This window comes from Photobacterium sp. S4TG1, from assembly GCF_036040035.1.
GTDB lineage: Bacteria > Pseudomonadota > Gammaproteobacteria > Enterobacterales > Vibrionaceae > Photobacterium.
Genome location: NZ_JAYXUH010000005.1, coordinates 231071 through 246792 on the forward strand (window position 1 = coordinate 231071; position 15722 = coordinate 246792).

The following is a 15722-nucleotide window of genomic DNA, read 5'->3' on the forward strand; positions in this document are numbered from 1 at the left end:
GGTACCCCGATCCATGAAGATAAACAAGCCAAAACGCTGGTTTATGGGATTACTGTTAATGCACTCGACGTTTTTTTCATCGAGTGCATTTGCTGCATCTGATTGGTTTATTTCAAAAGATCTTTATACAATGGCGCATAAAGAATTACTTGAAGATAATACCGCTGCTGTTTTTCAAACCATTATTCAAGCATGGCAACAATCACCCAATAGCGTTGAAGCCGATAATCTTGATCAGTTACTTAACTTAGCGATTACTGAAGACTGTGGTCACAGCCTTGAGCGTAAAGTTTTACCGACGTGGCTACCTAAATTATCGATTGAACGTCAAGCAGAACAAAATCTTAATCAACAATTGTTAAAGATTTCTGTCGTCGGCCTTACGCGCAGTGATATTACCAATATTAGTCTGACAAAATGGCCCAATAAACCATTATTGCAGGGTGCACCATTTATTGATGATGGCGGCTTTTTTTCGGTTGAGACACAACGATTAGATGAGCCTGTATCTGCTGGGTTATATAAACTCTCAATTACCGCTGTGAATAAACCACCTTGGGTTGGATGGATTGTTTTAACTACACCAGCCGATAAGCAAGAGATCAGTTGGAAAGACAGTAAAACATGGCGTATTGATAATATTAATAAAAATAGTGGCAATTGTCCTGCACCGACATTAAGCACTAAACTTTACGATCTTAATGATACAACATGGCATGCTATCTGGAGTCAAGAATCTGATTCTAACTGGCCGACAACGTTACCTAAATTAAGCTTTCCTGAAGGCCGTTATTGGCTCAGTGTTGGTGTTGTAAAAACACGTTGGCAAGGTGAAATCTCGATTCTCGATATTCAACGAATCACTCGTCCCGTTGATTATGTTGGCGATGATGATGAAAGTAATTAAGCAAAAATGGCTATTACAGTAATGTAGTAGCCATTTTTTTCTTTAGAATAGGTAAATAAAAGATATTCTCTAAAACTAATTTGAGAAAGCGTAGAAATGGGACTATAAACATGTATAATTTATACATGTTTATAGTGAGGTAGTATGATGCAAATTATCGATCGAGCAAAAGAAGAAAAAATATTCCCTTTATTTAGGCTCGCATTTCGCCCCTTTTTTATCGGTGCTGCTGTTTATGCCGTAATCTCAATCATGTTATGGGGATTGTTATGGGCTGGTAATACGCATATTAGTCAATTTATGTATGGTAACCCGCTATGGTGGCATAGCCATGAAATGCTGTTTGGATTTGCAGGTGCGGTTATTGTTGGTTTTTTACTAACAGCAGTACAAACATGGACAGGGCAGACGGGTGTGAAAGGAGCAAAACTAGCCTTTCTATTTGGATTATGGATTATTGCGCGTTTAGGCCTTATCTTTGCAACACCAAGTTATTTATGGATGGTGATTGATTGTGCCTGGATTATTCTAGCAACGATTTTTTTAGCAATACCCATCTTTAAAGTTAAGCAATGGCGCAATATGTTCTTTGTCCCTGTACTTATTATGTTTACGTTACTGAACGTTAAATATCACTTAATGGTGCTCAAAGTCATTCCTTATGATTTAAAAGCAATAGCATTAACAACGTTAACGATTATTGCAGCGGTTGTTATTGTTGTTGGTGGTAGAGTGATTCCATTTTTCACCTCACGAGGCACACAAACAGAGACCATTACTCGTACATCAATGTTGGAATATGCCGCGTTAATACCTATTTGGGTATTGCTTATCTTGACTCTTCTTCCCGTTGCTGTTTCGCCATACATATTAGCAATTACCTACCTTATAGCAGCGGCGACCAATTTAGTACGCATGTGTCGCTGGCGTAGCTATAAGACTGTAACTGTGCCGCTATTGTGGTCATTACACGGGGCTTATTTATCCATGATCGTTGGTTTAGCCTGGCTTGGTGGAAGTTATATTAACCATAGTATGAACCCAACTATTGGTATTCATATTATTGCTATTGGTGGTATTGGTGCGATGATATTGGCAATGATGGCACGTGTTTCATTAGGGCATACAGGGCGTAAATTACAAGTTGGACGCTGGATGATCATCGCTTTTATTAGCTTATTTGGCTCATTATTAGCGCGCACATTATTAGTGGTGGTGATGCCTGTTGCTACAATGGATGCTTATGTTATTTCTGCTATATTATGGGTGATTGCATTTGTTATTTTTACGGTCGTTTATTATCCAGTATTGACTAAAGCTCGAGTTGATGGTCATCCAGGTTAATTTGTATTCAGTAAGGATAAACAGTGACATTGTTGTACTTTACTCCTAGAATACATACCCGTTTACGAAGTTAAGAAGAATGATATGTATAATCACACGCCGACATTAACGCACTCAGAGCAGCAAGAAGCGGCAGAGCGTATTCATGATCTTATGGCTACCGGTATCAGTAGCGGTGAGGCTATCATGATTGTTGCTAATGAGATTCGTGAAGCGGATATGAAGCGTCGTCAGGCTGCTGGTGAGCTTCCTGCTGATGAAGAAGAATAACCTCTGAGTTATCATTCATAACTATCTAAAAATAAAAAGAGTCGAAAGGCTCTTTTTTTATTTTTGAATTATTTTATTCCAAATAAATGACTAGTAACAAGGAATGTATTGCTTCTACAATGAACCAATATAATAAGAAAGTACCGAGGATAATGTGATGGATAGTCGTTATTTAGCTGCACAAGAATTTGCAAAAAAACGCCATGGTGACCAAAAATATGGTGAACTCCCATACGCGGTTCATCTCAATACTGTAGCAGAACTTGCGCAACCATTTGGCGTAGATGCAATGATTGCCGCCCAACTACACGATGTAATTGAAGATACAGACACGAATTTTAACGAATTAGTTGATCGTTTTGGTTTTACTATTGCTGATGCGGTTAATTCTGTTACTGATGTGAAATTAGAAGATCGAGCCAAAAGAAAACTAGAAATTAATCAACGTTTAGCCGCTTTAAATATTGAAGATGATGCTGCACGTTTAGCACTGATAGTAAAAGTTTGTGATCGTTTATCAAATGTACGTTCAAGCAGCAAGAGCTCGCCGCGACATTATAAAATGTATCAGCATGAGCATTCTGCATTCAAAGAAGCGGTATACCGTCCTAATATTTGTGATGATTTATGGAGAGAGCTGGATGCACTCATTATTGATCAACCTCAACCTGAGCTATGTAAATAAAATATTCGCTGATTCAATAAAGTAAAGGCCTGACATTGAGTTAGGCCTTTTTGTTATAACTAAATAGTATCAGAGAGCTGAATTAGTCAATATCATAAATTGTTGGAATAGGCTGACGTTTATGCTGTGTTGCGCGATAAATGCTGATTAGACGCTCACGAGCGAAATCATCAACAGGTTTACCTTCAAGGAAATCGTCAATTTGGTCATAAGTAACTAATAATGCTTCTTCATCGGCTTTTTGTGGTGCTAACTCTTCTAAGTCAGCCGTCGGTATTTTTGCAACGAGATGGTTAGGTGCGCCTAATGTCGCGGCAATAGAACGAATTTGGCGTTTATTAAGACCAAAAAGAGGGGCTAAATCACAAGCGCCATCACCAAATTTTGTGTAAAACCCAGTAATATTTTCAGCTGAATGATCAGTACCAATAACAAGCCCACCGACTAAGCCTGCAATTTCATATTGGGCAATCATACGTGCACGTGCTTTTACATTGCCTTTGACAAAGTCAACTTTAGCCGCATCTGTTGGAATTAAAGTTGTGCTTTCTAATCCTAATAATGCATTGGCGTGTAATGCATCAACACCAGCTTTGATATTTACGCTTACAGATTGACTTGGTTGAATAAACTGCAAAGCTTGTTGTGCTTCATCTTCATCCTGTTGCTCACCGTAAGGCAGACGAACAGCAATGAATTGGTAATCATTGCTTGATGTTGTTGTATTTAAATCATTGATAGCAAGTTGTGCTAGACGGCCACAAGTTGTTGAATCAACACCTCCGCTAATACCGAGTACTAAAGATTTACATCCAGATTGTTTGAGTTTTTTCTGAATGAAAGCAATACGGCGTTGAATTTCAAACTCAACATCGATAGTGGGAAGTACGCGCATCTCTTCACGGATAAGTTGTTCCATGGGTAATAAATCCTTAAGGCTTTGCCCAAATATTAATCACTTAAAACGACATAATGGAAAAATGAGAACTCAGCCATTACACCTTTATCAAAATCATGCGATAACTCTTACTAAGGATCAATGCTCAAACGTGAAATTATGTAAAATAATACCGTTTTAGCGTTAAAACAGTACGATACTAAGGAATGTTTCGCTATTGCGATAGTATTTGGTTGGTTTTGCAATAAGAGGTTAGTTGATTGAAATATGAAACAGACACTAGCAGTTTTTGGTAGCGCATTTAATCCTCCAAGTATAGGTCATCGTTCGGTGCTAGAACGACTAGGGCAGTTTGATAAAGTGTTACTGCTTCCTAGCTATCAGCATGCGTGGGGGAAAGTAATGCTCGACTATGAGGCTCGATGTGATCTTGTAAATGCATTCATCAGTGATATTGGACAAAGTAACCTAGAATTATCTACATTAGAGCAACAAATAGCGATTGATGATAATGCAGTTACAACGTTTGCTGTCCTTGAAGCTTTACAATTAAAGCACCCAGAAGCGAATATTACTTTTGTAATTGGTCCTGATAATTTTATGAGTTTTCATCGCTTTTATAAAGCGGATCAGATACTTAAACGTTGGCAAGTAATGGCATGTCCTGAAACGGTTCCGGTTCGCAGTACAGCTATACGAGAAGCTCTAACACATAATCGTGACATTACTCAGTATACGACACCAACAGTGAAAACAATGCTGATGAATGATGATCGGTTTCGATTTACTGATTAACAAATGGAAGCTTGATATTGCATATGAATAAAATTAGCGCTTTGATACTTATAATTATGAGTAACTTAATTTATTCATCATCTGCATATGCATCTTCATGTGTTTTGACACCCAATCACAGCATAAAAGTGGAGGATCAATTGTTTCAGTTTGATCCATCAGTATGTCGATTATCTACCAAGACTGAAGGTATTCCTTTCGCGCATATTAAGGATGATCCTTATTCTCGTGTTCAACGGTTTAATGATTGGAAACAAGATCAAGCAGATAATACCAGTGAATTCTGGAATCATTGGAGTGATGACTTTGCTGATCATCCTGTTTTTACTGAATATAATGATTCAATGTATTATGGCTTGGGATTCTGGTTACCCAAAAAATATGATGATGAAGACGTGGAAGATGTTATTGATGCCGAGCAATGGGTACTCAATCATGGCGTTCAAATGAGCTTAGGCTTTGGTGCTGCTGATGATGGTAGTACACGAGTACGATTAGATTATCGTTGGCATACCAAAAGCAGTGTTGATGATGGAATTTCCGTACAGGTTCATGTACCGCTTAACTAGGTGTTAATTTATCTAAAGCTATTTACTTAAAGTCATTCGCCAAGATTTGAACCATTAAATATGAAGAATAATGCCCATTACAATGATGGGCATTATTATGTAGAGTCGTATTATTTTTGAAAGGGTTTACCTAAAATAGGCATTGCAAGCGCTTCCAGTAAGACTTCAGATGTGTTTAGTTGCGCAGCTATTTGTGTTAATTTTCTTCCTGAACGGATTAACTTCACCGTTTCACGCATAGTAATACAAGCTTCAAATTCTTTTAATGTCATACCTAATACTGGTTCTATTACCTGTATAGCTGACTGCTCTGTGACTTTATTACCATTAAATAGCAAAGCTAATGCGTTGTGGTATTGCTTGTTAATAGCTGGTGATAATGATTGTGTTGATGCTGATAGGGTCGATACTTGATCTGCTACAACTTTAAGTAAGCGTCCTTCTACACCATCCCAGTCGTGATTTTCAGCTGGCTGCTTTTCAAGTTCAGCTAATAAAGCATCAAGTAGTGGCGTAACCACAAAGAATCCCGTATCACGGCATAATGGCTGTTGCAGACGAATTGAAAAAGCAACTTTGAAAAAATGTGTGCCAGGTAAAATGGTTACTGCATGTAAACAATCAAAGGGAACCCAAAAGCCATGCCCTTTGGACACGAGATGTTCATGTTTACCTAACCGTATTAAGATGCTACCGCTAGTAACAACAATAAAGTAAGCGTTGTTGCTTTTACGACGAGAACCAACGAAAAGAAAAGGGTGCTCGTTTTTAGAAAACTCAATGGCTTGTTTCATAATGTCTCTCTAACTCGTTATCCTGCACATATTCGGCTGTTTTTATTACCTCGTCAACAACACATAGGCGACAATAGTCAAAATCAGTGTATGATTAGTCACTTTTGCATTAAATTGTAGTTTTAATAATTAATAGTGGTTGATTTTTCAACAACATCACGTGGTTAGACCTCCAACCATTCCCCTTATTGACGTAGGTTATTTGGTAAAACATGATTTATCAGTAAAATAGCCAAGTTTTTTCAAGATGAAGCATTATTGTGTGTATAGATAACGATATTTATAAAGAAATCCGCCCTTACAACGATAACGAAGTTAAAGGGGCGATCAAACGCCTTATTGATGATAGAGATTTTATCAATGCTATTTTAAAATACCGCTTTCCTCATGCATCCGGTATGTTCGGCTGGCTACTTATTCCGTTAATTAAACGTTTTCTTGTTAAAAAGTGGTCAAATGTTGCAAGTGTTAAAGATGTGCAAGACTATGTTGCGAAGTATATGCGCGCGACTATTGCTCATTCATGTGACGGTGTAACGACAACGGGCTTGAATAAATTAGATCCAAATAAAGCGTATTTGTTTGTTTCGAATCACCGTGATATTGCAATGGATCCAGCAATGGTGAATTGGTGTCTGTTCAATGAGAACTTTAATACAGTTCGTATTGCTATTGGCGATAATTTACTTAAAAAGCCGTGTGCGACTGAGTTGATGCGTTTGAACAAGAGTTTTATTGTTAAACGTTCATCAAAAGGCCCACGTGAGTTAATGAAGTCATTAGGCTTGCTTTCTAGTTATATTTCTTATTCCTTAATGACTGGCAATAACATATGGATTGCACAAAAAGAAGGGCGAGCAAAAGATGGTAACGATAAAACTGATCCTGCCATTCTAAAGATGTTTTTTATGGAAGGACGTAAGCAAAAGGTATCTTTTTCTGAATTTATGAGTGGCTTGAATATCGTTCCTGTTGCTATTTCATATGAAAATGATCCTTGTGATCTGGCTAAAGCTCAAGAACTTTACCAAAAAGAAACCACGGGTACTTACGAAAAATCTGAATTTGAAGATATTGAAAGTATCGTACAGGGTATTGTCGGCCAGAAACGTAGAATCCATATTAGCTTTGGTGATGTAATTACTGATGCGCCAGAAACACCGGATGAACTCGCGATGGTAATTGATAAGCAAATAACTGAAAACTATCATTTATTTCCATCAAATTACATTGCAGCAGATATTGAATCAGATCAAGTTACTGCGGAAGAAAAGCAATTGTTTGCACAAAAGCTGGTTGATCAGCCTCAAGGAGTGCAAAACATACTGCGTCGTATGTATGCTTTACCTGCACAAAAGAAACAGGCTATAGAATAACTGGCCTTTTAGATATAAAAACGCGGCTATAATGGCCGCGTTTTTTGTTTCTATATCATCATGAATGTAATGATTAAAAAATGGCCATTATATCAAACCTGAACCTTATATGGGGCTTGTGCCATCCGTTCTGCCATAAAATCAATAAAGCAACGTACTTTTGGTGCTAAGTATTTTCTGCGTGGATAAACAGCATAGATAGGTAAATCAACTGTCGTTTTCCATTCGGGAAGTAACTGAATTAATCTATGGCTTTCAAGTTCATCTGTCATTAGATAAGTCGATAGATACGCAATACCTAAGCCACTTACCGCAGCGTCTAACACAGCAGGGGCGTTATCTATGCGGTAATTCCCTCTAACCCGAATTGATTGCTGCACGCCATCACGAGAAAAAGCCCAATTAACATATTTACGCTCACGGCTTTGATAAGTGATACAGTTGTGGCGACGTAAATCACTGGGTGTTTCCGGTTGGCCATGCTGGGCTATGTAATCAGGAGAAGCAACGACAACAAACTCACAGGTCGCTAATTTTCTTGCTACCATACCTTCAGGTGGATGCTCATGAATAGCAATCCAGCAATCGAAGCCTTCTTCCAATAAATTTGGACGATGATCAAAAAGACTTATTTCTAACTCGAGTTCTGGGTTACTTTTTTGAAATTCAGCTAAAGCCGATGTAATGTGAATATTGCCAAAAGACTGAGCAATACCAATACGAAGTACACCTTTAATCTCATTACGATAGCCTGCGACCATTGCTTCAGCTTCATTAACAGTATCAACTAGCTGCTGACCATAATCAGCATACTGTAAACCAATTTCTGTTAACGCAACTGTACGCGTACTGCGTTGAACTAACTGACAACCTAACCGCTCTTCTAAAAAGCGCACTTGTTTACTGACTTGAGATTTAGAGATGCCTAATCTATCTGCTGCTCGAGTGAAATTTTGTTCATGACCGATCGCTGCCAAGATGACCATTTGTTGAAGATTTTCTAGCATAAGCATCTACTCTTAAAGAGAAAAGCAAAATAGGGAACCGTATATGGCTTTGCTTGTTATTACATAAGAAGACTATGATTCCATGATAGAGGATTATGTTGATGATGAAAATGATGTGAAGCAATAAAGAAATTAACCATCGATAAGATTAATGATATGCATCTGTACAAACGATTTTAGTAATAGAGGAACAATCGTTACAATCATTACTTCACTATAGGAGATGTGAGCAATGGTAACGGTTTTTTGGCAGTTTTTAGTGTTAGGGTTGTGTAGTTTTGGCGGCCCCGCAGCACATATAGGCTATTTTCAGCAAGCGTTTGTCGTTAAGAAAAAATGGCTTACTGATGAAGATTTCACGCAAGCGATCGCGTTGTGTCAGTTTTTACCCGGCCCTGCAAGTAGTCAGCTTGGAATGTATATTGGTTATAAAAAAGCAGGCTATATAGGATCTATTGCTGCTTTTATTGGTTTTACTTTACCATCATTTGCATTATTAACTTTTCTTGCTGTGGTAAATAATAAATTTGGTAACTCAATTATTGTTGAGCACATTATTACCGCGGCAAAATTATTAGCTGTTGTGGTTGTTACAGATGCTTTATGGGGGATGACAAAAAAGAATTTAACCTCTATCCCAACTATTGTAACTGCATTATTAACAATGACGTGGTTAATGTTTAGTAATGGTCTGTTAGGGCAAATATTCCCTATTATTGTAGCTAGTATTACCGGCTATTTATGGTCATTTAAAACACAACCCGTAGTTAATAAGCATTTAATTAAACCCATTCGACCTCATATAGGATTAGTCGCTAGCTTTTTAGGGTTATTAGCATTATTACCATTAGTAGCATCAACAGGTGATAGTATTAAATTATTTTCTATTTTTTATCAAGCGGGCAGTTTTGTTTTTGGAGGAGGCCATGTGGTGTTACCTCTATTACAACCAATGCTTGATGGAATGGTCACCGATAATACTTTTTTAAGTGCTTATGCTTCAGCGCAATTAGTTCCAGGCCCTATGTTTACAATGGCTAGTTATCTCGGCGCTTCAGCGATGCCAACAATGCCTTTTTGGGGGAGTATCGTTGCAACTGTTGCGGTTTTTCTACCTGGAAGTTTATTGCTATTTGCTTTTCTTCCTGCTTGGAAAGCATTATTTAGTCATCCTCGATTAACACAAGCTATTTTATTAATAAATGCTTGTGTGGTTGGTTTATTAGGTAGTGCGCTTATTAATCCAGTAATAACAAGTTCAATTAAATCAGCTGTTGATATTATAGCGGTTGTTATAGGGTATATTTTAATTAAAAAGTACCAATGCCCAGTGTGGTTATTAGCTATTTTATTATTAATATTTGTAATTATAGGTTCTTAATGATTGAGCAGAGTGTAATAACTCTGCTTTTTTATAAAACCTAACGCACTATAACTTTGTGAGTTGAAAATAAAATAACTTCATCAACAAAATTAAACTACCGTAAGCTTAAATTCAGAATTGCTTGATAAAATAATATGTTATTAATAATAAATGAATGTTTAAAATGGATAAAAACCTAAGAATTCGTTCAAACATCACCAACTACGATGTATTACGATCTGTAAAAGAAGAAATTAAACAAAGTGAAACTCGTATTACTCGGCGCATATATACCGCCGCTATCTTATCGGTTGCTACGATTATTTTTGTCTTTATGCTAATTATTACTAGCCAAACACCGACTATGAGAGATTACGCAGCAGCTGCAATGAAGCGATCTTTTGAGGCAGAAAGGGCTGTGAAAATGATGGATGAAACGTTAAATGAACATATTTTGAAACAGTCAGAAAGTAGTCAATAAAAAAGCTCTTAAACTAAGAGCTTTTTATATGGACAGCTATTGATTACCAATCTAGAACTAATTTATGATTTTCAATCACTAATTCAGGCTTGGTCTTCTTCAAAAGCGATTGTTCTATTTCATTATCATTAAGTTTATACACTGGCTTTGTTGATAAAACTTGGCTTAAGAAAGAAACAATGGGCGTGATAACTGGTTTTGTTAGCACGTTATTTAATCGTTGTGGTGTTACATCTAATGATTCAATATTGAGGTCTTTTAAGTAAATAGCCCCTTGGTCTTGGTTATAATAGGGGATGGCACTAAAATTCGCTTTAATTGAAATATTTTGAGTTGGTTGTCCCATTAACTCTAAATCAGCCGTCGCTGTTGCAGATACGTTGACTTTATTTTTTGCAACCCGTCCAATTCCGACTTTAATATTATCAAATTTGCCTGTCGCATAAGCCAAGCCTTGAATACCAACAGAATGATTAAATTGGGTTTCTTTATTTAAGTATGACTGCATTTCATTTTCAGTTACACCGTAACTAGCACACCCTGAAAAGAACAATACAGAACCAGCAATCAATAATGATTTTAAATGCATAACAAACCTTAACTATAACGATAAAAGAGCACCTAATGTGCTCTTTTAAATAATAGTAAACAATCTATCATGCTGTGTCAGCAAATAGTGTTGAGATATCATAATTATCACGTTGTAAATAATGACGAAGCTTTTTCAAAGAGATAACTTGTAATTGACGAATGCGTTCACGAGTTAATCCTACTTCTTCAGCGACTTCTTGAAGCGTTTGTGATTCATAGCCTAATAATCCAAATCGACGACAAATAATTTCTCTATCACGGGGTGGTAAGGAATCAAGAATCATTGTGGTTATACGCTTCGTGTCCATTTCATCTAAATGAGCATCAGGCTGAAGTTCTTTATCATTAGCGAGGAATACTGCAAGTGATTGCGAATTTGCCTCATCATTGATTGTTTGATCATAAGAAATAACAGAAGCATCATATGATAGAAGGGTAGTAATATCATCCACGTCACGATTTAATTTTCTCGCTACATCTTCATCATTTGGTTCTTTATTCTGGCTATGCAATAAACTTTTATGTGTTCGTAAGATAGTATTGATTTCTTTAGATACATGAACAGGTAAACGAATAGTACGACTTTGATTATGAATGGCACGCTCTATCGTTTGTTTAATCCACCATGTTGCGTACGTAGAAAAGCGAAAACCTTTTTCTGGATCGAATTTATCTACAGCAGTAATAAGACCAATGTTTCCTTCATCAATAAGATCACTAAATTGAATAGAGCTACCACGATACCGTTTTGCTATGTTTACAACTAATCGTAAATTACTTTCAATCATTATCTTCTTTGCATTGTGATCACCTTTAAGGGCTTTACGGCTATAAAGTATTTCTTCCATTTTAGAAAGAAGAGGCTTCACCGCTATATCACGAAGATAGATTTGAATAACATCGGTTTCAAAAGCTTGTTTTTTATTTGCTTCAGCTTCCATATTGCATCCCTTTTTAAATATCCATTTCGCACCATAATTGTAGTAATGACGTATAGAGTAATGCTTATTGTAAAAAATAACCTTACAAAAATATGACTATTTAAAATAATAAAATAAACATATATTTGGAACGATTAACATTTAGTTGCCTATAATGCGCTAAAGATATATAAATCAACAAGACGACAATATCGATCTTTTTATAAAGATAAAACACTCTATTAGTTATTATTGACAAATGATCACATTTTTTTGATATGGGTGACATTTTAAACATTAGTAATGATAAAATTTTTGCTCTTAAGTAAAAAATGGCTATCATGCTAATAGCCATTAACTATCAATAAGTTAAAACCCATAAGTGAAACATAAGCAACCATATTTAACTATTAAATGATATTGATTCTCATTTGCATCTTGGGTAAAGTAGACTCAAGACAAAGGAGTCATTTATGAATAAAGCAACTGTTGCACTTAATATGCAGCCAACACCATTTAGCTTAAAGTTAAAAAAGAAATTACTTTTATTAGGCCCTGCATTTATTGCTGCTATTGGTTACATTGATCCAGGTAATTTTGCAACAAATATTGAGTCAGGATCAGCGTTTGGTTACCAGCTATTATGGGTAGTATTATGGGCCAATTTAATGGCCATGCTAATTCAATATTTATCCGCTAAATTAGGTATTGTTACTGGAAAAAACTTAGCTGAACATTTGCGTGATCACCTTCCTAAATGGGCTATTGGTCCATATTGGATTCAAGCAGAAATAATTGCGATAGCAACAGATCTTGCTGAATTTATTGGTGCAGCTGTAGGCTTTCAATTATTGTTTGGTATTAGCTTAATGGAAGGTGCTGTTATTACAGCTATCGCAAGTATCATGATATTGATGCTTAATAATAAAGGGCAAAAACCACTTGAAGTCGTTATTGGTGCTTTATTATTATTAGTCGCTGTCATCTATATTTTTGAATTATTTATCGCACCACCTGAATCACATGCATTGGTAACAGGATTAATCGTACCTACATTAAATAGCCCACACCAAATATATTTAGCTGCAGGTATTCTTGGTGCAACAGTAATGCCGCATGTTATTTATTTACATTCAGCATTATTTAAAAACACCTATGGTGAGAAAGTATCAACACGACTACGTTCAACAAAATATGACGTATTAATAGCAATGGTTATTGCTGGTTTCGTAAATATCGCTATTGTAGCAATGGCTGCCGCAGTATTTCACTATTCTGGTAATAAAGATGTTGCTGAAATAGAAACCGCTTATAAAACATTAACACCATTAGTGGGTAAAGCAGCATCAGTATTATTTGGTATTTCATTAGTCGCATCAGGTCTTTCATCTACAGTAGTGGGAACAATGGCAGGACAAGTTGTAATGCAAGGCTTTGTTAAGTTTAGTATTCCAATGTGGCTTCGTCGCTCAATTACTATGATTCCATCATTTGTTGTTATCGCTTTAGCGGTAAACACAACTGAAATATTGGTTATGAGCCAAGTGGTTCTAAGTTTTGGTATAGCACTCGCAATCATTCCATTACTATACTTTACTAATAGCAAAGTAATTATGGGTAAGTATAAGAATAATAAAGTTGTCTCAACGTTAGGCTTAGTTATTGTTGCAATCGTATTAGCACTAAACTTATATTTAAGCTATACATTACTTTTTTAATCCTATTATTATGACTCCGTCTTAACGCCCATTAATATTGTTATTATTGGGCGTTTCTTTTATGGCAACGCTTTTGTTTATATAATTTATTTAGGGCTTCATCCTCACGCTTTAACTCTGCTTTTTCTTTCTTAGATGCATTAGATAACAACATTGGTAGCCTTTTTTCAAAGCTGTTAATTCTCAATTCCAAACCAGTACAAGGTAACAAAGCATATTGCTGACTATATTGCTTAATAGTAAGAGCAGCACTCGAACTCGTAAAAATGAAGCCTATTACTAATACAAATAGTCTTAAATATATAAACATAACCAGTCCAATTTTTTATTTTTCATACGATAACATTTTTTATTATATATAACAGAATATGATGCCATTATTATACTTTGGCTAAATTTTCTACGATAAATATTGAAACAAATTGTCTATAGTGTGATCTATTTACGACCAGGAGTAACACCTTGTAGTTCATCATCAGTACGCCGGTCATAACGCTGTGTTGTTGAAATACTGCTGTGGCCCATAAATTTACTCACTAATAATAAATCATAACCTGAGCGTAATAGGTTGGTCGCTACTGAATGACGAAAATCATGGGGCGATATTTGACGTGAAAAACCATTTTGATGAACTTGTTTACAGAGATCATTAAGCGTTTGGGTCGTTAATCGTTGTGATGTGAGTTGCTGATAGCGATTAACACCACAGAAAAAACTCGATATTTTTTGTAAATGTTTCGATCGGATCGTTAACCATTGCTCAATCGCTGAGTATAAATCACTGTTTTTTGAGAAAGGTACATGCCGTTCCTTATTACCTTTACCCATTACGCGAATTTTACATAAATATAGATCAATATCACCGAGATCAAGCCCAATAACTTCTGCCCGACGTAAGCCTGATTCATACATTAACCAAAAAATTGCATTATCTCTTAATGCTTTTATTTTATTTGATTGCGCCAAAGTTAGTGCCGATATTTGGTCAACATCGGAATAACTTAAATATCTACCACTTGATTGACGCGAACCTCGTGGCAGTTTTATAGATTTTATTCGTTGTAAGGTTTCAATCGAAATCGATTCAGATAACCAAGCATGGTAGGCCACACCACGTAACATTCTTAATAAATTATCAGCTGTTGCCGGTGCATAATCTTGTTTTCGGTCGCTACTTTTCATCGTCAAGCGTGAAGATAAAAAAGATTGCATGGAGGTTTGTAGAACTGGAGCATAAAGAATACTGTACCAATCTATTCTTTCTATACATGGCCTTATACAAAAACAACTGAATGCTTCCAACATAATTTTCGCTTGAGATGTGAATTCAATATTTAATGTTTTTTCTGTAATAAGAGCAGGAAGCCAACCTTGTTCTAAATTAATAGAAGGGTGGTTTCTAATTGAAAAATTACTGATAGCATATTGCCAAGTTTTGTATTGGGCTGTTGAAATCTGTTGCTGTTGATAAAAATAATCACCAACAGTGGAAAGTGCTTTTCTCAAGGGATTAATATGTAAATTTTTCAGTGATCGTGATGGGTCATAAAATAATCCTTTCATTTGGGCTTTTATTTTTGCTCGATGAGTAAGAAAAGCCACCATCGCTTGCTCAATAAGTGCAGGGGTTGTTAATAATATTATCCAATCAATTCGAGCAAATGTTGGCCCTAATAAAAACCGTCCAAAACGTTCTATTGTATAACGTGCATTTGCCTGACCACCGGTCGTATCGGTTGCAGCTAATGAGTTTATATATGCCAATGCTGGATTAGCTATAAATTGATCCCTTTGACGGATTTGTTGGCCAACAGCCGTTTGTTGACGAAGAGTTCCTGGTCTTAAATTTAAGTCATTAAGTACTAATGCATTTGAATGGTCGATCGTCATTACTTTTTGTCTATATTCTTGATCTGCTATAAGAGATATTATATAAGACTGATAAATTAAAGCTATATAATTCATGTATTTATAAAAAATCAAAAGATCATAAAAGCGATCAAA

General features: G+C 36.1%; 17 protein-coding genes. 10 read left to right on the plus strand and 7 right to left on the minus strand.

Features of this window, described 5'->3' with window-relative positions; genetic code table 11:
* The first annotated feature begins 13 nt into the window (after positions 1–13).
* The 4 genes from VXS03_RS09245 to VXS03_RS09260 all read left to right on the plus strand — a co-directional run bounded on the left by VXS03_RS09245 (position 14) and on the right by VXS03_RS09260 (position 3206).
* Positions 14–907, plus strand: coding sequence for a DUF2861 family protein (locus VXS03_RS09245; RefSeq protein WP_327763379.1), 894 nt, complete (start codon positions 14–16; stop codon positions 905–907).
* Positions 908–1051: 144 nt separating this feature from the next.
* Positions 1052–2251, plus strand: a complete 1200-nt coding sequence (locus VXS03_RS09250; protein WP_327763380.1) for an NnrS family protein — start codon at positions 1052–1054, stop codon at positions 2249–2251.
* Positions 2252–2335: 84 nt separating this feature from the next.
* Positions 2336–2521 carry a YoaH family protein gene (locus VXS03_RS09255; protein WP_327763381.1) on the plus strand — a complete coding sequence of 62 codons (186 nt, stop codon included), beginning with the start codon at positions 2336–2338 and terminating at the stop codon, positions 2519–2521.
* Positions 2522–2678: 157 nt separating this feature from the next.
* A complete protein-coding gene (locus VXS03_RS09260) occupies positions 2679–3206 on the plus strand; it encodes an HD domain-containing protein (protein WP_327763383.1) in 528 nt (175 codons plus the stop codon).
* 82 nt (positions 3207–3288) lie between these two features.
* On the opposite strand, the gene nadE is transcribed toward VXS03_RS09260, so the two are convergent.
* Positions 3289–4125 (minus strand): ammonia-dependent NAD(+) synthetase, encoded by an 837-nt coding sequence (gene nadE, locus VXS03_RS09265; RefSeq protein ID WP_327763384.1) that lies wholly within the window; start codon positions 4123–4125, stop codon positions 3289–3291.
* Positions 4126–4371: 246 nt separating this feature from the next.
* On the opposite strand from nadE, the gene VXS03_RS09270 reads away from it, so the two are divergent.
* Together VXS03_RS09270 and VXS03_RS09275 are read left to right on the plus strand one after the other, a co-directional pair.
* A complete protein-coding gene (locus tag VXS03_RS09270) occupies positions 4372–4899 on the plus strand; it encodes a nicotinate-nicotinamide nucleotide adenylyltransferase (protein WP_327763386.1) in 528 nt (175 codons plus the stop codon).
* Between the two features lie 140 nt (positions 4900–5039).
* Complete coding sequence (locus tag VXS03_RS09275) at positions 5040–5468, plus strand: hypothetical protein (RefSeq protein WP_327763387.1); 429 nt, start codon at positions 5040–5042, stop codon at positions 5466–5468.
* A 110-nt stretch (positions 5469–5578) separates the two neighbouring features.
* Here VXS03_RS09275 and VXS03_RS09280 read toward each other — a convergent pair whose 3' ends face one another.
* Entirely contained in the window at positions 5579–6262 is a 684-nt protein-coding gene (locus VXS03_RS09280; protein ID WP_327763388.1) for a hypothetical protein, read from the minus strand.
* A 260-nt stretch (positions 6263–6522) separates the two neighbouring features.
* On the opposite strand from VXS03_RS09280, the gene VXS03_RS09285 reads away from it, so the two are divergent.
* Entirely contained in the window at positions 6523–7638 is a 1116-nt protein-coding gene (locus tag VXS03_RS09285; protein WP_327763389.1) for a 1-acyl-sn-glycerol-3-phosphate acyltransferase, read from the plus strand.
* Positions 7639–7730: 92 nt separating this feature from the next.
* Here the strand turns inward: VXS03_RS09285 and VXS03_RS09290 are convergent, their stop codons facing one another.
* Entirely contained in the window at positions 7731–8645 is a 915-nt protein-coding gene (locus VXS03_RS09290; protein WP_327763390.1) for a LysR family transcriptional regulator, read from the minus strand.
* Between the two features lie 232 nt (positions 8646–8877).
* Here VXS03_RS09290 and chrA point away from each other — a divergent pair, with 232 nt between their 5' ends.
* The gene (gene chrA / locus VXS03_RS09295) at positions 8878–10026 is read left to right on the plus strand and encodes a chromate efflux transporter (protein WP_327763391.1); all 1149 of its coding nucleotides are present in this window, start codon (positions 8878–8880) and stop codon (positions 10024–10026) included.
* A 166-nt stretch (positions 10027–10192) separates the two neighbouring features.
* A complete protein-coding gene (locus VXS03_RS09300) occupies positions 10193–10489 on the plus strand; it encodes a hypothetical protein (RefSeq protein ID WP_327763392.1) in 297 nt (98 codons plus the stop codon).
* Between the two features lie 43 nt (positions 10490–10532).
* Here VXS03_RS09300 and VXS03_RS09305 read toward each other — a convergent pair whose 3' ends face one another.
* Positions 10533–11078: a DUF1439 domain-containing protein gene (locus VXS03_RS09305; RefSeq protein WP_327763393.1), complete on the minus strand. Its 546-nt coding sequence runs from the start codon at positions 11076–11078 to the stop codon at positions 10533–10535.
* Between the two features lie 67 nt (positions 11079–11145).
* Positions 11146–12021 carry an RNA polymerase sigma factor RpoS gene (gene rpoS / locus VXS03_RS09310; RefSeq protein ID WP_327763394.1) on the minus strand — a complete coding sequence of 292 codons (876 nt, stop codon included), beginning with the start codon at positions 12019–12021 and terminating at the stop codon, positions 11146–11148.
* A gap of 452 nt (positions 12022–12473) precedes the next feature.
* On the opposite strand from rpoS, the gene VXS03_RS09315 reads away from it, so the two are divergent.
* Positions 12474–13718 (plus strand): Nramp family divalent metal transporter, encoded by a 1245-nt coding sequence (locus VXS03_RS09315; RefSeq protein WP_442957434.1) that lies wholly within the window; start codon positions 12474–12476, stop codon positions 13716–13718.
* Between the two features lie 43 nt (positions 13719–13761).
* Here VXS03_RS09315 and VXS03_RS09320 read toward each other — a convergent pair whose 3' ends face one another.
* Positions 13762–14028, minus strand: a complete 267-nt coding sequence (locus VXS03_RS09320; protein WP_327763396.1) for a hypothetical protein — start codon at positions 14026–14028, stop codon at positions 13762–13764.
* Positions 14029–14156: 128 nt separating this feature from the next.
* Positions 14157–15608: a tyrosine-type recombinase/integrase gene (locus VXS03_RS09325; protein ID WP_327763397.1), complete on the minus strand. Its 1452-nt coding sequence runs from the start codon at positions 15606–15608 to the stop codon at positions 14157–14159.
* Positions 15609–15722: the final 114 nt, after the last annotated feature.